This is a genomic window from Cupriavidus sp. KB_39 (assembly GCF_052114485.1).
GTDB lineage: Bacteria > Pseudomonadota > Gammaproteobacteria > Burkholderiales > Burkholderiaceae > Cupriavidus.
Genome location: NZ_JBFREV010000001.1, coordinates 270,903 through 290,000 on the forward strand (window position 1 = coordinate 270,903; position 19,098 = coordinate 290,000).

Here is a 19,098-nt window from a genome sequence, read left to right on the forward strand (position 1 = left end):
GGGCTCCCCTCTCCCGCAAGCAGGAGAGGGGAGAACGTCTTCAGCCGCCCTTCGCCTGCGCCGTCACCTCGTTCCACCCACCGCCCAGCGCCTTGTACAGGTTGACCTCGCTGGTCAGCTGGTTGAGGCGCGAGTCGATCAGCACCTGTTGCTGCGCGTACAACTGGCGTTGTGCGTCGAGCAGCGTCAGGTAGTTGTCCACCCCGGTACGATAGCGACCCTCGGCGAGCTGGAAGTAGTCCCGGCTCGCCTCGACCAGGCGCACCTGCGCCTGGAGCTGCTCCGTGTACGTGCCGCGCGCCGCCAGCCCGTCCGCCACTTCGCGGAAGGCCGACTGCACGGTCTGCTCGTACGTCGCCACGTTGATGTCCTTCTGGATCCGCGCGTAATCCAGGCTGGCGCTCAGGCTACCCGCCGTGAAGATCGGCAGGTTGATCTGCGGCGAGAACAGCCACGTGCCCGAACCCGCATCGAACAGCCCCGACAACTGGCGGCTCGCCGTGCCCGCCGAGGCGGTCAGCGAGATGCTCGGGAAGAACGCCGCGCGCGCCGCGCCGATATCGGCGTTGGCCGACAGCAGGCGGTGCTCGGCGGCGAGGATGTCCGGGCGGTTCTGGAGCAGGTCAGACGGCAAACCCGCCGGCACGTCCGCCACCAGCTTGCCATCGAGCGGCAGCCCTTCGGGCAGGTCCGCCGGCAGGCTCGCGCCGAGCAGCAGCGTCAGCGCATTGGTGTCCTGCGCCACCAGCCGCGTATAGCGGCTCAGCGAGGCCCGGGCGTTTTCCACCTGGGTCTGCGACTGGCGCAGGTCCAGCCGCGAGGAAATGCCTTCCTCGTAGCTGCGGCGCGTGAGGTTGTAGGTCCGCTCGTAGGTCACCAGCGTCTCGCGCGTCAGCTTCAGCTGCGCCTCGTCGGCGCGCAGCGTCAGGTAGGCGTTGGCGACGCTGGCCACCAGCGCGATATGCGTGCTGCGCTGGGCTTCGTCGCTGGCGAAATACTGCTCCAGCGCTGCCTGGCTCAGGCTGCGCAGCCGGCCGAACAGGTCGATTTCCCAAACGGTGGTGCCCAGCGACACGCCATACGAACTGCTGATGACCCGCTGGCCCGTGCTGGAGAGGTCGGCCGGCACGCGCTGCCGCGTGCCCTGCGCCGCCACGCCCACCTGCGGGAACAGGTCCGCGCGCTGGATGCGGTACTGCGCGCGGTACGCCTCCACGTTCAGGGCCGCCACGCGCAGGTTGCGGTTGTTCTGCAGCGCGACGTCGATCAGCCGCTGCAGGCGCGGATCGGCGAAGTAGTCGCGCCACCCCAGTTCCGCGGCCGGTGGCACCTGGCCGGCGCCGTTGGCGGCCGGGTAGGCTTCGCCCTGCGGATAGGCGGCTTCCACCGGCGCCGCCGGACGCTCGTAGGTCGGGATCAGGCTGCACCCCGCGAGCGCCGCGCTAGCGGCGACGGCCATGCTGATTAGCGTTTGTCTCATGCTTTGGCCTCCTTTTCGAGGGAGGAGGAATCGTGCTTCTCGCGGCGCTCCTTGAGCGCGTTCACCACCACGAAGAACAGCGGCACCCAGAAGATGGCCAGCACCGTGGCCGTGAGCATGCCGCCGATCACGCCGGTACCGATGGCGTGCTGGCTGCCCGAGCCGGCGCCTTGCGACACCGCCAGCGGGAACACGCCGAGAATGAACGCGAGCGAGGTCATGATGATCGGCCGCAGGCGCATCCGGCACGCCTCCACGGCCGCATCGACCAGGCTCTTGCCCTGCTCGTGCAGTTCCTTGGCGAATTCCACGATCAGGATCGCGTTCTTGGCGGACAGGCCGAYGGTCGTCAGCAGGCCCACCTGGAAGAACACGTCGTTGGACAAGCCCCGGCCAATCGTCGCCAGCAGCGCGCCGACCACCCCGAGCGGCACCACCAGCATCACCGAGAACGGAATCGCCCAGCTTTCATACAGCGCGGCGAGGCACAGGAACACCACCAGCAGGGACAGCGCGTAGAGCGCCGGCGCCTGCGAGCCCGACAGCCGCTCTTCGTACGACAGGCCGGTCCACGAGTAGGCAATGCCCTGCGGCATCTGCTTCATGATGGCTTCCACCGCCGCCATGGCCTCGCCGGAGCTCTTGCCCGCCGCCGGTTCGCCCAGGATTTCCACCGCCGGCACGCCGTTGTAGCGCTGGAGCTTGGGCGAGCCATAGCCCCACTTGCCGGTGGCGAAGGTCGAGAACGCCACCATGTCGCCCTTGTCGTTACGCACGAACCACTTGTCCAGATCTTCCGGATTCATGCGCGCGTTGGGGCGGCCCTGCAGGTAGACGCGCTTCACGCGACCGCGGTCGATGAAGTCGTTCACGTAGCTGGAACCCCAGGCGATGGAGATGGTGCTGTTGATGTCCGCCAGCGACACGCCTTGCGCGCGGGCGCGCTCGTCGTCGATCTCCAGCTGGTACTGCGGCTCGTCGTTCAGCCCGTTCGGGCGCACGCGTTGCAGCGCCGGGTCCTTGGCGGCCAGCGACAGGAACTTGTTGCGGGCTTCCATCAGCGCGTCATGCCCCAGGCCGGCCTGGTCCTGCATGTAGAAGTCGAAGCCGGTAGCGTTGCCCAGCTCCTGCACGGCCGGCGGCGCAAAGGCGAAGGCCAGCGAGTCCCGGAAGGTGCTGAACTTGGCCTGGGCGCGCTTGGTGAGGTCGAACACGCTGGTGGCGTCACCCTCGCGCTCCTTGAACGGCTTGAGCAGGATGAACGCCAGGCCCGAACTCTGGCCGCGGCCGGCGAAGTTGAAGCCGTTCACGGTGAAGAGCGAGCTGACGATCTTGCCCTCGTCATTGAGCAGGTAGTTCCGCATCTGGTCGAGCACCGCCTGCGTGCGCTCCGCCGTGGCGCCGGCCGGGGTCTGCACCTGGGCGTAGAGCACGCCCTGGTCTTCTTCCGGCAGGAACGAGGTGGGGATGCGCGTGAACAGGAAGGCCATGCCCGCCACGATCAGCACGTAGATGATCAGGTAGGGCACGCGCCGCTTCAGGATGCCGACCACGCTGCGCTCATAGCGCTGCGTGGAGCGGATGAAGCTGCGGTTGAACCAGCCGAAGAAGCCCTTCTTGTGCTCGCCGTGGTCGCCCTTCTCGATCGGCTTGAGCATGGTCGCGCACAGCGCCGGGGTCAAGATCAGCGCCACCAGCACCGAGAGCACCATCGCCGAGACGATCGTGATCGAGAACTGGCGGTAGATCACGCCCGTGGAGCCGCCGAAGAACGCCATCGGCAGGAACACCGCCGACAGCACCAGCGCGATGCCGACCAGTGCGCCCTGGATCTGCCCCATCGACTTCCGGGCGGCCTCCTTCGGCCCCAGCCCCTCCTCGGACATCACCCGCTCGACGTTCTCCACCACCACGATGGCATCGTCCACCAGCAGGCCGATGGCGAGCACCATGCCGAACATCGTCAGGGTGTTGATCGAGTAGCCGAACGCCGCCAGCACGCCAAACGTGCCCAGCAGCACCACCGGCACGGCGATCGTCGGGATCAGCGTGGCGCGGAAGTTCTGCAGGAACAGATACATCACCAGGAACACGAGCACGATGGCTTCGAGCAGCGTCTTCACCACTTCGTGGATCGAATCGGCGATGACTGGCGTCGTGTCGTACGGGAACACCACCTGCATGCCCGCCGGGAACGACGGCTCGAGCTGGTTCAGCGTGGCGCGGATGGCCTTCACCGTATCCAGCGCGTTAGCGCCCGAGGCCAGCCGGATGGCGATACCCGAAGCCGGGCGGCCGTTGTACTGCGCGTTGATGTTGTAGTCCTGGCCGCCCAGGCCCACGTCGGCCACGTCCTTGAGGCGCACCTGCGAGCCGTCCGGATTGACCTTCAGCAGGATGTTGCCGAACTGCTCGGCGGTCTGGAGACGGGTCTTGCCGATCACCGACGCATTGAGCTGCTGCCCGCGCACGGCCGGCAGGCCGCCCAGCTGGCCGGAGGCCACCTGCACGTTCTGCGCCTTGATGGCAGTGCTCACGTCCAGCGGCGCCAGCTGGAAGCTGTTGAGCTTGGCCGGGTCCAGCCAGATGCGCATGGCGTACTGCGAGCCGAACACCTGGAAGTCACCCACGCCAGCGGTCCGCGAGATCGGATCCTGGAGGTTCGAGACGATGTAGTTCGACAGATCCTCCCGCGTCTGGCTGGGGTCGGTCGACACCAGGCCGACGATGACCAGGAAGTTCCGCACGGACTTGGTCACGCGAATACCCTGCTGCTGCACTTCCTGCGGCAGGAGCGGCGTGGCCAGGGCGAGCTTGTTCTGGACCTGTACCTGGGCGATGTCCGGGCTGGTGCCCTGCTCGAACGTCACGGTGATGGTCATGCTGCCGTCGGAGTTCGACTCCGACGAGATGTAGCGCAGCTTGTCCAGCCCGTTCATCTGCTGTTCGATGACCTGCACCACGGTGTCCTGCACGGTCTGCGCGGACGCACCCGGGTAGTTCACCGAAATGGCGATGGTCGGCGGGGCGATGGCCGGGTACTGGTTGATAGGCAGCGACCGGATGGCCAAGCCCCCTGCCAGCATGATGACCAGCGCGATCACCCAGGCAAAGATCGGCCGGTCGATGAAGAAATTAGACATGGCGATTCCTCATGCGTCGGTCCCGGTCAGGACTTGGCCGCGCCGGGCGCGGAAGCGGCGGCCGGGGCCGAGGCGGCATTGGGGGCCGTAACGGCGGTGGCGGTGGCGCTGGCCTCGGTGGCCTTGACCTTGGCGCCGGGGCGCACGAACTGGAGGCCTTCCACGATGACGCGGTCGCCGGCTTTCAGGCCGTCCGTGACCAGCCATTTGTCGCCAATGGTCCGGTCGGTCTTCAGCACGCGCTGCTCGACTTCATTGTTGGCGTTCACCACCAGCGAGGTCGCCTGGCCCTTGAGGTCACGCGTGACGCCGCGCTGCGGCGCCAGGATGGCCGAGGTCTTCACGCCTTCGGCCAGCCGCGCGTGCACGAACATGCCCGGGAGCAGTTCGTGGCGCGGGTTCGGGAACACCGCGCGCAGCGTGACCGAGCCGGTGCTCGGGTCCACGGACACTTCGGAGAACTCCAGCCGGCCTGCTTCCTTATAGGTGCTGCCATCCTCGAGCATCAGCATCACCTTGGCAGCGTTGGCGCCGGCGGCCTGGAGCCGGCCGTCGGCCAGTTCGCGCCGCAGCCGCAGCAGCGTGGTGGACGGTTGCGTCACATCCACGTAGATCGGGTCCAGCTGCTGCACGGTGGTCAGCGCGGTGGCCTGGCCATTGGTGACCAGCGCCCCCTCGGTGACCACCGAGCGGCCGATGCGGCCCGAAATCGGGGACAGCACCTTGGTGTAGCGCAGGTTGATATGGGCGCGGTCCGCCGTCGACTGGGCCTGCAGGTAGGCAGCCTTGGCTTCGTCGTGCTGCTGCTTGCTGACCGCTTCCTCGCCCACCAGGCGCCCGTAGCGCTCCGCGAGCAGGCGCGACGACGCCAGCGTGGCATCGGCGCTCTTGGCCGTGGCTTCGTAGGTAGCCGGGTCGATCTGGTACAGCTGCTGGCCCTGCTTGACGTCGGAGCCTTCCACGAACAGCCGCTTCAGGATGATGCCGTCCACCTGCGGGCGGACTTCGGCGATCCGGAAGGCCGTGGTCCGGCCGGGCAGCGACGAGTCGAGTGTCACGGTCTCGTCCTTCAGCGTCACGACCTTTACTTCCGGCGTCTGGGCTGCGGGCGGCTTGTTTTCCTTGCCGCAGGCGGCAAGGACCGTGACGGCGATGGCCAGCATGCCCGGAATCAAAGCACGCCTGGCGCGCATTGCTTGCATAGCGATTTCCTCGAGGATGAAACGGAATGTTGTGGCCTGGCCCCGTAGACCAGGCGGGCGCCACGGCGCAGCGCGTGGACGCAAGTGGCGTGCCGGGTCGCCGGCACGAAATTCGGTCGTCGGGTTCAGCGGATTGTCGCCATGGGCCCCTGCTTTCGCCATTTGCTGGCCTGGAGGAAAACACAAGACCGGCCGCGCCGCGCGCGCGTGTCCGGCCGCAGGGGGTTCGTGGAACCGCCCTGCTCCCCGTATTCTGAAATGTCCTGCACGTTCCTTCGCTTGTCCGGTTCACCGTGCTTCGCGCCAGCCCGTGCGCCGATCTGAACGTCGCGCTACGTCTTGCCGGCCGCCACAATAATCGGTTTTCCCGATGCCTGCTGGCGGCGCATTGCCACGGTAATGTCTGCACCGCACGGCGGCACCCTTTGTATCAGGGTAAAGACAACCGTCTCCTCCAGGGAAGCCGTCGCCGTCGTGATGCAATGCAGCATTCGGCTAACAGGATTGCAACTAGTTCCATAGCCGAATGACGAGATGCGCGTCATCGTACCAGCTTGAAGAAGAATCTGGATGACAGGACTTGCCGTGTAATGCACTGAAATACACGGCGGGTGAGTACGGATAGCGGCTTTCAGTGAATTATGGCGCACTTTTGTGACGCTCACGCGTCCGACTGCGCCTTGCCGCCTCAAATAAGAAACGCCCCCGGAAAAACGGGGGCGTTTCTTATTTGGGGTCCGATCAACGATCAGGCGCCATCAAGATAGCGATTCCGCTCGCCGATGGGCCGGCCAAGATTCGGCGTGGTCCARCGCATGTCGCCCTGATAGGCRGCRCTGCCATAGCTACGATTSGTCGTGGTCGTCGCGCCCGGCACCAGATCGTACTTTTGCGAAGGCATCTGCATCTGCTGCTGTTGCTGCGGGGCCAGATCCTGTCGCGTCGGTTGCGCCGCGCCCTGCGAGTACGGGTCGAACTTGTCGCCCGTGCGCGCGCCGCTGGTCGAGGGGTCGACCGGCGTGGACGTGACACCGCCCTGCGTGTAGGGGTCACGCGGGCCCGGCGTCATCTGCGCGAGCGCCGACACCGACATCAGCGCCAGCGCCCCGGCGGCCAACACACTGCTGGCGCGCATCGTCTTCATGGTCTTCATGGCTTACCTCCACATGGCAAATCGCTTGCGGCGGGAGGAAATCACCACCGCTCCCTTCATGAGGTAGCGAAAGCCGTGCCGGTCCCGCACGTGCGGTGCCGGGCGCCCTGGGGGCCGCGTGCCGGCTAGGGAGCGCTCCGGAATTACAACCGATGGGTAAGGCCTGCACTGGCGTCTGTCGSCATCGTGCGTGTAACAAGACGTATCTTCCTCGCATATCACGTCATTTAAGTCTGTGTTCAGCTTTCGTCCYCAGTGACCACTTGTGCGGCGCGGTCATTAATAAGAACGATTCGCATTTACTTTAGGATGGGCGCCTCGTTGAAAACGGTACATCCCCGCTGCGGGGAACGCATGGCCCTTCCCATGGAGTTCACATGACAGTGATCGACGATCGCACGCCCCCTGCCCGCGCTGACACGCCCCCTGCGCACGATCCATCCGGCACGGTTTTCCACACCTTCATCACGCAACGGCGCAACCTGCTTCACGCTGCCACCCGCATCCTGGGCTGCCCCTGCCTGGCCGAGGACGTATTGCACGACGCGTTTCTCAAGCTCTGCCAGGACCCCTGCCCCGAAGCCTTGCGCAGCGAGGCGAGTTACATCAGCCGGGTGGTGCGCAATCTCGCGCTGGATAGCTACCGGCGCCAACAATTGGAGAAGCGGCTATTCATCGGCGATGTGCCCGAGCAGGACGCACCGCTCGACACCAACTCGCCGGACTGCATCGCCATGGCGCATGAGCAAACCACCTGCCTGCGTGACGCGATGCGGCGCCTGCCATCACGCACCCGCGACGCGGTGGTGCAGTACTACTACGAGGACCAGACGCAGAAGCGCATCGCCGAGCGGCTGGGCATCTCGGCCACGATGGTGAACTTCATCCTCCAGGATGCGCGCAGCGCCCTCAGTGCGATGAATATCGCGCGCTGAGCGCACGGCTGCGCGATGACCGTCGCCCGCTGATCTCTACGGCCGCGCGGTGGATGCCGCGCGCCGCTCTCCTTCCGCTTGCCGATCTTCCACACGTGCACGCGCCATGCGTGCCTCGCGCGTGCCCGGGCACGCGTAGCACGGCTTCGATGACGCGAGCCCGCACAGCCCCGCATGTTTTAAGTGAATGACATGGCCGAACTAAACGAATTGCGAGGCCATTCGTCTTGATGGGTATCCCCCTTCCACTGCGGAAGCCTTCCTGTTTCGCGATCCACCAGGGCTAAACATGAGCAATGAAGATCCTTATGACTTTATCGGCGTCGGACTGGGCCCGTTCAATCTCGGCCTCGCGTGCCTGGCCGATCCGCTGCCCGGCGTACGCAGCCTGTTCCTCGAGAAGAAGGAAGCGTTCGGCTGGCACACGGGCATGCTCGTGGACGGCACGACGTTGCAGAACCCGTTCCTGGCCGACCTCGTGTCGATGGCAGACCCCACCAGCCGCTTCAGCTACCTGAACTACTGCAAGCAGCAGGGCCGCATCTACAACTACTACATCCGCGAGAACTTCTATCTGACGCGGCAGGAGTACGACCGCTACTGCAAGTGGGCCGCCGGGCAGCTGCCCAACGTGCGCTATCGGCAGGACGTGCTCGACATCCGTCACGACCCGTCGCTGCCCGGCTACGTGGTGAGTGGCGTCGATACGCACACCGGAACGCCGTTCCGGCATCGCGCGCGGCGGCTTGTGCTCGGCATCGGCAGCACGCCGAACCTGCCCGCCTGCTGCGCGGGCGAGCACGCGCCGATCCACACCTCCGCCTACCTCGCCAACAAGCGCTGGCTCCAGCAGCGCCGCACCATCACTGTCATCGGCAGCGGGCAGAGCGGCGCCGAGGTCTACCACGACCTGCTCAAGGACTGCGACACCCACGGCTATACGCTGAACTGGGTGACCCGCTCGCCGCGCTTCTTCCAGATGGAGAACGCCAAGCTCACGCTGGAGTTGATCTCGCCGGCCTACAGCGACCACTTCTACGACCTGGGCGAATCCGTGAAGACGCGCGTGCTGGAGGACCAGCGCAGCATCTACAACGGCATCAACAAGACGCTGATCGACCAGATCTACGACACGCTCGACGAAAAGCGCCACCGCGCCGGGGCCCGCACGCAACTGCTGACCAACCTCGCGCTGGACGGCATGCACTTCGACCCCGCCGCGCGCCAGTACGAGATGACGTTCCGCCACATGGATCTGGGCGAGGCCTACCGCCACGTGGCCGACGGCGTGGTCATGGCGACCGGCTACACGCATCGCGTGCCRGCCTTTATCGACGGCATTCGCGAGCGCATCCGCTGGGAYGCGGGYGGCCGCTACCAGCAGGCGCGCAACTTCGCGGTAGACGTGCATGGCGACGAGATCTTCGTGCAGAACGCCGGYTTCCACAGCCACGGCCTGACCAACCCGGACCTGGGCATGGCCTGCCATCGCAATGCACGGCTGCTGCACGCGCTGACCGGCGTGGACCACTATCGCGCCGAGGCGCGCACCACGTTCCAGGACTTCGCCCCGCGCGCCAACAGCGGCTTCGAGCGAATCGAGGCGACGGAAGCTTCGGCAACCGTGCCGGCCCCCGGCAACGGCACGCCCATGCCGACCCAGCCAGCGCTGGCGCAGCTGATCACGGTGGCGGGATAGACCATGAGCCTGCGACTCACCATCGTCATCATGTCCGCGTTCGGCGTCATCAGCGACGCCATCCTGATCGCGTTCTACCCGCAGTTCTTCGAAGTGCGCTACGGCATCACCAGCCCGGTGCACGTGGGCGCCTACATCGCCGCCATCTCCATCGCCGTGATGTGCACGCTGCCGCTCTGGGCGCGCGTGGCGCGGCGCGTGGAAACCATGCACCTGCTGGTCTACACCCAGCTCGTAGCCGGCACCTTCGGCGCCCTGAGCGCCTGGGCGGAGACGGTCACCGCCTTCTGGGTGCTGACCATGCTGATGTTCATGACCAAGAGCAGCTACCTGCTGATGTTTCCGTACCTGATGCGGCTGGAGAAGGCCGAGACGCACGGCGCCACCATCGGCCTGCTCTCGGTGGTGGTGCATATCGGCGGCATCTTCGGGGCGATGGCGGGCGGGATGGCGCTCCAGCAGTTCGGCCCGCGCACCTGCCTGTGGATGATGGCCGCTGGCGACTTCGTGCAGATGGCGTTGTGCATCTACCTGATCCGGACCGGCCGGGTGGTGCGCGTGCTGGGCACCGATGCGCCGCCGCCGGCGGCAGGCAGTGCCGCCAGCACGGCGCGGCGCGGCACGCTGGGGCTGATCCTGCGCCTGAGCCTGCTGATGCTGCTGTTCGACTTCAGCGCCTACCTCGTCCGCCCGTTCTTCTCGGTGTACTGGGAGCAGATCTCCGGCATGCACAACCAGATGCTGACGGGGCTGGTGTTCGCGATTCCGGGCGTGGTCGCGCTGGTGGCGCTGATCGCCAACAAGCGGGCCACGCGGGACGGCCGCAAGCTGCTCGACCATACGCTCGGCAACCTGCTGCTGGGCACTGTGGGGCTGCTGTTGCAGGCGGCGCCGTCCCCGGCGCTGGTGCTGATCGGACGCTGCCTGTACGGGTGGTCGATGTTCCAGGTCATCGTGAAGCTGGAGGTGACGCTGTTCAAGGTCAGCACGCCGGACGCCTACGCCAAGGACTTCAGCATCGCCAACTTCTTCCAGAACCTGGGGGTGCTGCTGTCGTCGTTCGGCGCCGGGCTGATCGTGAACCGCTTCGGCATCGAGGTCACCTTCGTGCTGGCCGCCGCCGGCATGCTGCTGACCGCCGCGCTGGACCGCTGGACCTTTGGGGTGGATCGTCGCCACGCGGCGCCAGCCGCGCAGCCTCAGACCGATGCCGCGGGTACCGCCGGACTTGCTGGAGCGCCCCATGCAAGCTGACCGCTGGGACATCACCCGTGGAGGCGCCGAGCCGATTCCCGCCGCGTTGCGCCCGTCGCTCCACCCGGCCATGACGATCCGGGCGCTGTCGCTCGACCACGACATCGGCCTGCTCCATCGCTGGTTCACCATGGACTACGCGCGCTTCTGGAACATGCAGGACCTGACGCTCGACGAGACGCGCCGCTTCTACACGGATCTGCTCGCGAGCGGCCATGGCGGCGCCTACATGGGCCTCTGCGAGGGGGCGCCGGCGTTCCTGATCGAATGCTACGACCCCGCGCACGAGCCCGTCGGCACGCACTTCGCGCCGCGCGCCAGTGACATCGGCATGCATTTCTTTGTCGGCCCGCCGGCCGCGCCGATCCGCCACTTCACGCGCGACGTGCTGCGCCACGTCATGGCGCACACGTTCTACACACTGGGCGCCCAGCGCGTGGTGGTGGAGCCCGATGCGCGCAACGACAAGGTCCATGCCCTGAACCGCGCCGTGGGCTTCGCCTACGACCGCCAGATCACCCTGCCGCAGAAGACCGCCTGGCTGGCCTTCTGCACCCGCCCCGATTTCGAACGATCCATCCGAGGAGATTTCACCGATGAACGCCCCGCTTGACGCCACCATCCACGCCACCTTGCAAGCCCAGACCACGCGCGAGCCGCGCCATGTGGTCAGCCACCTCGAACCGGCCGTCTGGGCCAAAGTGAACCGCCTGCTCGTGCGCAAGGCCATCGCCGAATACGCGCACGAGGTAGTCATCACGCCGGCGGCGCAAGGCGCGGCCGATGCGGACGGCTGGACCCGCTACCGCATCGACGCCGACACGCCCAACTGCCACTACACCTTCGACGGCCAGCCGATGGCCCTGCGCCACTGGCGCATCGACCCGGCCAGCATCGAGCGCGTGCTCGACGGCGCCAGCGTGCCGCTGGACGCGTTGACCTTCATCAACGACTTCAAGCACACGCTCGGCATTCCCGCCGACAAGCTGCCGGTCTACCTCGACGAGATCAGCAGCACGCTGTTCGGCGCGGCCTACAAGCACAACCCGCAGGCGCCGAGCGCAGAGGCCCTGCTCGACGCGGATTTCCAGACCTACGAGTGGGCGATGATCGAAGGCCACCCGGGCTTCGTGGCGAACAACGGCCGGCTCGGCTTCGATGCCGAGGACTACCGCGCCTTCGCCCCGGAGACCGGCTCGCGCTTCGCCGTGATCTGGCTGGCCGTGCATCGTGACAACGCCCACTTCGCCAGCATTCCCGGGCTGGACTACGAGGCCCACATGGCGAGCGAACTGGGCGAAGCGCGCCTGGCCGCGTTCCGCCAGGCGCTGGCGCAGGCCGATGTAGCGCCAGAGGACTACCTCTACATGCCGGCCCACCCGTGGCAGTGGTTCAACAAGCTCAGCATCGCGTTTGCCGCCGATGTAGCCAATCGCAAGATCATCCCGCTCGGCTACAGCGACGACCTGTACACCGCCCAGCAGTCGGTGCGCACGTACTTCAACGCCTCCCAGCCGGACAAGTGCTATGTGAAGACCTCGCTGTCGGTRCTGAACATGGGCTTCATGCGCGGGCTGTCGCCGTACTACATGGCCGGCACGCCCGCCATCAACGCCTTCCTGGACGGGCTGATCAACGACGATGCCACGCTGCGCGGCTACGGTTTCAGCATCCTGCGCGAGGTGGCGTCGGTCGGCTATCGCAACCGCTACTACGAGGCTGCGCTCGAGACGGACAGCCCCTACAAGAAGATGCTGTCGGCGCTCTGGCGCGAAAGCCCGCTCGGCAAGCTGCGCGAGGGTGAACGGCTGATGACGATGGCCGCGCTGCTCCACACCGACCCGCAGGGCGACGCCCTGCTGCCGGCGCTGATCCGCCGCTCGGGGCTCTCCGCGCGGACGTGGCTGCGCCAGTACCTGCGCGCCTACCTCGAACCGCTGATGCACTGCTTCTATGCGCACGACCTCGTGTTCATGCCGCATTGCGARAACCTGATCCTGGTGCTGGAGGGGCATACCGTCGCGCGSGTGTTCATGAAGGACATCGCCGAGGAGTCGGCCATCCTGAACAAGGACGCGGTGCTGCCGGAAGGCATCCAGCGGCTCGCCGTGGACGTGCCCGAGGACTACAAGCTGCTCGGCATCTTCATCGACGTGTTCGACGGCGTGTTCCGGCACATGGCGCAGATCCTGGTGGAGGGCGGCAGCTGTTCCGAGGAYGACTTCTGGCAGGTGGTGGCSGACAGCGCGCACGACTACCAGGCGGCGCATCCCGAGTTGCAGCACAAGTTCGCGCGCTACGACTTCTTCGCGCCGGATTTCCTGCACTCGTGCCTGAACCGGCTGCAGCTCAAGAACAACCTGCAGATGGTGAACCTGGCGGATCCGGCGTCGAGCCTGACCATGGCGGGGTCGCTGYCCAACCCCRTGGCGGGCCGCGCCCGCTCCGCCAACGTCAAGGCGGCCGCCTGATGCTCGCGCCCGCGCCGGACCGGCTCCACGCGCTGCTGGCCACGGCGGCACGTGTGGTGCCGGGACTTGACGGCACCATCGGCACCATCGGCACGATCGACGGAATCGACGGAATCAACGGAATCGACGATGGCGGCGGCCGGGGCGGGCGCGCGTGGAGTGAGGCGCGCGCGGAGGACATCGCACCGATGGTGCGGCACCTCGGCACGCATGTCCCCGAAGCCGGGGCGCACTATTGGTCACTTCGCGCTTGGGGATTGCATATCTGGCAACCGGTGTATCTCGGCATAGTCGGCGTGCATTGCTGTGCGTGCGCGCCGGATCTGTCGGCATTGTCCCAGCGCACCGAGGCGGGCGGCATCCACGGTTTCCGCATCGCGCCGCATACGCCGCGGCTGGGCGCGGAGGATGACGGGCTGCGGGGCGTCGCCCGCCAGATCGCCGAAGGCTGGACTCGGCTGCACGCGCAATGGCGTGACGTCGGCCCGCTGCCGGTCAAGGCGGCCGGCCGACTGCTGGCTGATTGCGTCCTCGGCGCCTTACTGTGCGTGCARCGCGAGCGAACCGATTGGGACGCGCCGCGCATGCATGCGCTGGGACAACGCTGGCTCGAGGCCATCGGCCTGGGCGGCGAATGCGGTTTCCTCGCCTACCGCGATGGCAGCGGCGCCGAACGGCTCGCCCTCGCCCGCAAGGGTTGCTGCCTCCACTACCGCCGCACCGACGGCGAGATGTGCGCCACCTGTCCGCGCCAACGCGTACCCGAGCGCCTGGCACGACTCGCTGCCCGCRACGGGCCCTAGCCCGCCCGCGTCCCCTCTCTCACTTTTTTCTGATTTTTCCTCGTATGCGTCCGCCATGCGCGGCGGCGCTCATCCGTGCAAGGAGAACACCCATGTCCGATCTGAGTCAGTCCTCCCATTTCGAAGCGGAGGCCCTGCAGTTATCGGTTTCAAGTTATTGCGATGAAGACGTCTTTGCAATGGAGATGGAACGCATCTTCCCGCGCAGCTCCAGCTATATCGGCCACGACCGCATGGTGCCCGACCCGGGAGACTGGCGCGCGCTGGGCCATGAGGACAACGCACGCGTCCTGGTGCGCACCGACCATGGCGTGGAATTGATCTCGAATGTCTGCCGGCATCGGCAGGCGCTCATGCTCGGCCAATACGGCCCCGGCGGACCCGGCGCGACTGCCGGCAACGGCCAGGGTAACCTGCGCGAGCGCGGCGGCAACATCGTCTGCCCGCTCCACGGCTGGACCTACGACAGCAGCGGCCAGTTGATCGGCGCACCGCAATTTCCTGAAAAACCGTGCCGGAACCTGGAGCGCTTTCCGCTCCAGAACGTGAATGGCTTCCTGTTCGAGGGCCCGCGCAACGCCGCGCAAGACCTGCGCGGCCTGTTCGACCGGCCCGAACTGGATTTTGGCGACTACGTGCTCGACCACGTGGAAATGCACCGTTGCGACTGCAACTGGAAGACCTTCGTCGAAATCTACAACGACGACTATCACATCGGCCCCTTCCACCCGGGACTGGGCCGCTACGTGCATAGCGAGGGACTGAGCTGGGAATATGGAGACTGGTACAGCGTGCAGCGGATCGACGTGCATCCAACGCTGGAGATCGCAGGCACCGACACGTACCGTACCTGGCATGAGCGACTGCTCGCTTACGGCGATGGCCGGGTACCTGACTTCGGTGCGATCTGGGCGACCTATTATCCGACCCATATGATCGAGGTCTTCCCGTACGCGCTGGTGCTGTCGACGCTTTATCCGAAGGGTGTCCACGAGACGATGAAYGTCATCGAGTTCTATTACCCGGAGGAGCTGGCCGCGTTCGACCGCGAACTGGTGGAGGCGCACCGCGCCGCCTATATGGAAACGGCGATCGAGGACGACGAGATTGCCGAGCGCGTAGACGCCGGCCGGCGCGCGCTATATCGACAAGGAAAGACRGAYGCGGGTCCGTACCAGACCCCGCTGGAAGATGGCATGCGCCATTTCCACGGCTGGTATCGGAAGCTGATGGATACGCCGGTCGCGGCACCGATGCCGGTACGCGATCCGGAAGCCACGGCGCGACGGACAATTCCGATCGCACGTGCAGTATGCTGAATCGGAAGCCCACAAAGCAAAACCCCCAGCCTTTATGGGGCTGGGGGTTCTGGGTATAAGAGCCTGGCGATGACCTACTTTCACACGGGTAGTCCGCACTATCATCGGCGCAAAGTCGTTTCACGGTCCTGTTCGGGATGGGAAGGGGTGGTTCCAGCCTATCAACGTCCTGGTCTCGAACGACCCTTCAAGGAGGTCAAGCCTCCAGGGAATCCTCATCTTCAGGCGAGTTTCCCGCTTAGATGCTTTCAGCGGTTATCTCTTCCGTACATAGCTACCCTGCGATGCCTCTGGCGAGACAACAGGTACACCAGCGGTACGTCCACTCCGGTCCTCTCGTACTAGGAGCAGCCCCCGTCAAGATTCCAACGCCCACGGCAGATAGGGACCAAACTGTCTCACGACGTTTTAAACCCAGCTCACGTACCTCTTTAAATGGCGAACAGCCATACCCTTGGGACCGGCTACAGCCCCAGGATGAGATGAGCCGACATCGAGGTGCCAAACACCGCCGTCGATATGAACTCTTGGGCGGTATCAGCCTGTTATCCCCAGAGTACCTTTTATCCGTTGAGCGATGGCCCTTCCATTCAGAACCACCGGATCACTATGTCCTGCTTTCGCACCTGCTCGACTTGTCAGTCTCGCAGTTAAGCACGCTTTTGCCATTGCACTTTAGGTACGATGTCCGACCGTACCAAGCGTACCTTCGAACTCCTCCGTTACACTTTGGGAGGAGACCGCCCCAGTCAAACTGCCTACCATGCACTGTCCCCGACCCGGATTCACGGGCCAAGGTTAGAACCTCAAACAAACCAGGGTGGTATTTCAAGGACGGCTCCACGTGAACTAGCGTCCACGCTTCAAAGCCTCCCACCTATCCTACACAGATCGGTTCAAAGTCCAATGCAAAGCTACAGTAAAGGTTCATGGGGTCTTTCCGTCTAGCCGCGGGGAGATTGCATCATCACAAACACTTCAACTTCGCTGAGTCTCGGGAGGAGACAGTGTGGCCATCGTTACGCCATTCGTGCAGGTCGGAACTTACCCGACAAGGAATTTCGCTACCTTAGGACCGTTATAGTTACGGCCGCCGTTTACCGGGACTTCAATCAAGAGCTTGCACCCCATCATTTAATCTTCCGGCACCGGGCAGGCGTCACACCCTATACGTCCACTTTCGTGTTTGCAGAGTGCTGTGTTTTTATTAAACAGTCGCAGCCACCATTTTATTGCAACCCCTTCACCCTCCTGGCGCAGGCCAGTCAAGCTACAAGGGCGTACCTTATCCCGAAGTTACGGTACCAATTTGCCGAGTTCCTTCTCCCGAGTTCTCTCAAGCGCCTTAGAATACTCATCTCGCCCACCTGTGTCGGTTTGCGGTACGGTCTCGTATGACTGAAGCTTAGAGGCTTTTCTTGGAACCACTTCCAATTGCTTCGCGGCTCAAGGCCGCTCGCCCCACATCCTTGAATTACGCGCCCGGATTTGCCTAAGCGCCTTCTCCAATGCAGGGACCGGGACTTCCAACACCCGGACAACCTTCCGCGATCCGTCCCCCCATCGCATCATACGACGGTGCAGGAATATTAACCTGCTTCCCATCAGCTACGCATCTCTGCCTCGCCTTAGGGGCCGACTCACCCTACGCCGATGAACGTTGCGTAGGAAACCTTGGGCTTACGGCGAGGGGGCCTTTCACCCCCTTTATCGCTACTCATGTCAGCATTCGCACTTCTGATACCTCCAGCATCCTTTACAAGACACCTTCACAGGCTTACAGAACGCTCTCCTACCACGCACATTACTGTGCGTCCGCAGCTTCGGTATATAGCTTAGCCCCGTTACATCTTCCGCGCAGGACGACTCGATCAGTGAGCTATTACGCTTTCTTTAAAGGGTGGCTGCTTCTAAGCCAACCTCCTGACTGTTTTAGCCTTCCCACTTCGTTTCCCACTTAGCTATATTTGGGGACCTTAGCTGGCGGTCTGGGTTGTTTCCCTCTTGACACCGGACGTTAGCACCCGATGTCTGTCTCCCGTGATTGCACTCTTCGGTATTCGGAGTTTGCTATGGCGGGGTAATCAGCAATAGACCCCCCAACCATGACAGTGCTCTACCCCCGAAGGTGAGACACGAGGCACTACCTAAATAGTTTTCGGAGAGAACCAGCTATTTCCAGATTTGTTTAGCCTTTCACCCCTATCCACAGCTCATCCCCTAACTTTTCAACGTTAGTGGGTTCGGTCCTCCAGTACGTGTTACCGCACCTTCAACCTGGCCATGGATAGATCATCTGGTTTCGGGTCTACACCCAGCGACTCAACGCCCTATTCGGACTCGCTTTCGCTACGCCTTCCCTAATCGGTTAAGCTTGCCACTGAATGTAAGTCGCTGACCCATTATACAAAAGGTACGCCGTCACCCGTTTCCAGGCTCCGACTGTTTGTATGCATGCGGTTTCAGGATCTATTTCACTCCCCTCCCGGGGTTCTTTTCGCCTTTCCCTCACGGTACTGGTTCACTATCGGTCGATTACGAGTATTTAGCCTTGGAGGATGGTCCCCCCATCTTCAGACAGGATTTCACGTGTCCCGCCCTACTTGTCGTACACCTAGTTCCACAACGCTGTTTTCGCATACAGGGCTATCACCTGCTATGGCCGGGCTTTCCATCCCGTTCTGCTAACAATGCTGCTAAAGAGTACAAGGCTCTTCCCATTTCGTTCGCCACTACTTTGGGAATCTCGGTTGATTTCTGTTCCTGCAGCTACTTAGATGTTTCAGTTCGCCGCGTTCGCTTCCCTGACCTATGTATTCAGTCAGGGATGACCCATAAGGGCCGGGTTTCCCCATTCGGACATCTCCGGATCAAAGCTTGTTTGCCAGCTCCCCGAAGCTTTTCGCAGGCTACCGCGTCCTTCATCGCCTGTAATCGCCAAGGCATCCACCACATGCACTTGTTCGCTTGACCCTATAACGAGTGTGTCTCAGCTTTCGCTYAAGCACACGACTCACCATAGGTCTGAGTTCTCGCGTTTGTGCCGTATTCCAAGTCATCTTTCGATCACTTTAAATACATTTTGGTTGATACAATCACAACCCGGTATCGCGTTGGATAATTCAGCGTCTCATCAACGCTCGCGCGACACCTTTACTACATCCCATATTGTTAAAGAACAGCCGACGGATTCAKTGAATCCAATCGCTTGGCAATGCCAAATGAAAGCACTCACAGCGCCTTCGCGCTAAGTGCTTTCATTTGGCAAACCAACCAAGGTAAGTGGTGGAGGATGACGGGATCGAACCGACGACCCCCTGCTTGCAAAGCAGGTGCTCTCCCAGCTGAGCTAATCCCCCGGATAACTTGGTGGGTCTGGTAGGACTTGAACCTACGACCCCCGCCTTATCAAGACGGTGCTCTAACCACCTGAGCTACAGACCCTTGGCTGTAACAGCAAACAAACCGATAAGTGTGAACGCTTGACTTGTGAACACAAGCCTCTGGAAAGGAGGTGATCCAGCCGCACCTTCCGATACGGCTACCTTGTTACGACTTCACCCCAGTCATGAACCCTGCCGTGGTAATCGCCCTCCTTGCGGTTAGGCTAACTACTTCTGGCAAAACCCACTCCCATGG

The 19,098-nt window shown here is 63.8% G+C and carries 12 protein-coding genes, 2 tRNA genes, 1 rRNA gene and 1 other annotated feature (1 of these 16 cut by a window edge); of the genes, 7 read left to right on the forward strand and 8 right to left on the reverse strand.

Annotation, left to right across the window (positions count from 1 at the left end; all coding sequences use genetic code 11):
* Window positions 1-40: 40 nt before the first annotated feature.
* From AB4Z27_RS01210 to AB4Z27_RS01230, 5 genes are all read right to left on the reverse strand, one after another.
* The gene (locus AB4Z27_RS01210) at window positions 41-1,480 is read right to left on the reverse strand and encodes an AdeC/AdeK/OprM family multidrug efflux complex outer membrane factor (protein ID WP_441593694.1); all 1,440 of its coding nucleotides are present in this window, start codon (window positions 1,478-1,480) and stop codon (window positions 41-43) included.
* Window positions 1,477-4,623 (reverse strand): efflux RND transporter permease subunit, encoded by a 3,147-nt coding sequence (locus AB4Z27_RS01215; protein WP_441643794.1) that lies wholly within the window; start codon window positions 4,621-4,623, stop codon window positions 1,477-1,479. The genes AB4Z27_RS01210 and AB4Z27_RS01215 overlap by 4 nt, the downstream gene beginning before the upstream one ends.
* Window positions 4,624-4,649: 26 nt before the next feature.
* Window positions 4,650-5,825, reverse strand: a complete 1,176-nt coding sequence (locus tag AB4Z27_RS01220) for an efflux RND transporter periplasmic adaptor subunit (protein WP_143093889.1) — start codon at window positions 5,823-5,825, stop codon at window positions 4,650-4,652.
* Window positions 5,826-6,157: 332 nt separating this feature from the next.
* Window positions 6,158-6,490 (reverse strand): hypothetical protein, encoded by a 333-nt coding sequence (locus tag AB4Z27_RS01225; RefSeq protein ID WP_441643795.1) that lies wholly within the window; start codon window positions 6,488-6,490, stop codon window positions 6,158-6,160.
* An 83-nt stretch (window positions 6,491-6,573) separates the two neighbouring features.
* Complete coding sequence (locus AB4Z27_RS01230; RefSeq protein WP_255370807.1) at window positions 6,574-6,978, reverse strand: endonuclease; 405 nt, start codon at window positions 6,976-6,978, stop codon at window positions 6,574-6,576.
* Between the two features lie 377 nt (window positions 6,979-7,355).
* Between AB4Z27_RS01230 and AB4Z27_RS01235 the strand changes: the two genes are divergently transcribed.
* From AB4Z27_RS01235 to AB4Z27_RS01265, 7 genes are all read left to right on the forward strand, one after another.
* Complete coding sequence (locus AB4Z27_RS01235; protein WP_441643796.1) at window positions 7,356-7,913, forward strand: sigma-70 family RNA polymerase sigma factor; 558 nt, start codon at window positions 7,356-7,358, stop codon at window positions 7,911-7,913.
* Window positions 7,914-8,202: 289 nt separating this feature from the next.
* Window positions 8,203-9,612, forward strand: coding sequence for a lysine N(6)-hydroxylase/L-ornithine N(5)-oxygenase family protein (locus tag AB4Z27_RS01240; RefSeq protein ID WP_441643797.1), 1,410 nt, complete (start codon window positions 8,203-8,205; stop codon window positions 9,610-9,612).
* Between the two features lie 3 nt (window positions 9,613-9,615).
* Window positions 9,616-10,866, forward strand: a complete 1,251-nt coding sequence (locus AB4Z27_RS01245) for an MFS transporter (RefSeq protein WP_441643798.1) — start codon at window positions 9,616-9,618, stop codon at window positions 10,864-10,866.
* Entirely contained in the window at window positions 10,856-11,479 is a 624-nt protein-coding gene (locus AB4Z27_RS01250; protein WP_441643799.1) for a GNAT family N-acetyltransferase, read from the forward strand. Before AB4Z27_RS01245 ends, AB4Z27_RS01250 begins: the two co-directional genes overlap by 11 nt.
* A gap of 19 nt (window positions 11,480-11,498) precedes the next feature.
* Window positions 11,499-13,337: an IucA/IucC family protein gene (locus AB4Z27_RS01255; RefSeq protein WP_441643805.1), complete on the forward strand. Its 1,839-nt coding sequence runs from the start codon at window positions 11,499-11,501 to the stop codon at window positions 13,335-13,337.
* Window positions 13,337-14,140, forward strand: coding sequence for a siderophore ferric iron reductase (locus AB4Z27_RS01260; RefSeq protein WP_441643800.1), 804 nt, complete (start codon window positions 13,337-13,339; stop codon window positions 14,138-14,140). Before AB4Z27_RS01255 ends, AB4Z27_RS01260 begins: the two co-directional genes overlap by 1 nt.
* A 92-nt stretch (window positions 14,141-14,232) precedes the next feature.
* Window positions 14,233-15,459, forward strand: a complete 1,227-nt coding sequence (locus tag AB4Z27_RS01265; protein ID WP_441643801.1) for an aromatic ring-hydroxylating oxygenase subunit alpha — start codon at window positions 14,233-14,235, stop codon at window positions 15,457-15,459.
* A 61-nt stretch (window positions 15,460-15,520) separates the two neighbouring features.
* Window positions 15,521-18,432: a sequence feature (most likely nonfunctional fraction of RNA operon), on the reverse strand.
* A gap of 310 nt (window positions 18,433-18,742) precedes the next feature.
* Here the strand turns inward: AB4Z27_RS01265 and AB4Z27_RS01270 are convergent.
* The 3 genes from AB4Z27_RS01270 to AB4Z27_RS01280 all read right to left on the reverse strand — a co-directional run.
* A tRNA-Ala gene (locus AB4Z27_RS01270) sits at window positions 18,743-18,818 on the reverse strand.
* An 8-nt stretch (window positions 18,819-18,826) separates the two neighbouring features.
* A tRNA-Ile gene (locus tag AB4Z27_RS01275) sits at window positions 18,827-18,903 on the reverse strand.
* A gap of 63 nt (window positions 18,904-18,966) precedes the next feature.
* A 16S ribosomal RNA gene (locus AB4Z27_RS01280) occupies window positions 18,967-19,098 on the reverse strand (it continues 1,400 nt past the right edge of the window).

Coding starts and splice junctions, on each gene's coding strand:
- AB4Z27_RS01210 (WP_441593694.1), bottom strand. CDS start 1,480: ATGAGACAAACGCTAATCAGCATGGCCGTCGCCGCTAGCGCGGCGCTC.
- AB4Z27_RS01220 (WP_143093889.1), bottom strand. CDS start 5,825: ATGCAAGCAATGCGCGCCAGGCGTGCTTTGATTCCGGGCATGCTGGCC.
- AB4Z27_RS01235 (WP_441643796.1), top strand. CDS start 7,356: ATGACAGTGATCGACGATCGCACGCCCCCTGCCCGCGCTGACACGCCC.
- AB4Z27_RS01245 (WP_441643798.1), top strand. CDS start 9,616: ATGAGCCTGCGACTCACCATCGTCATCATGTCCGCGTTCGGCGTCATC.
- AB4Z27_RS01250 (WP_441643799.1), top strand. CDS start 10,856: ATGCAAGCTGACCGCTGGGACATCACCCGTGGAGGCGCCGAGCCGATT.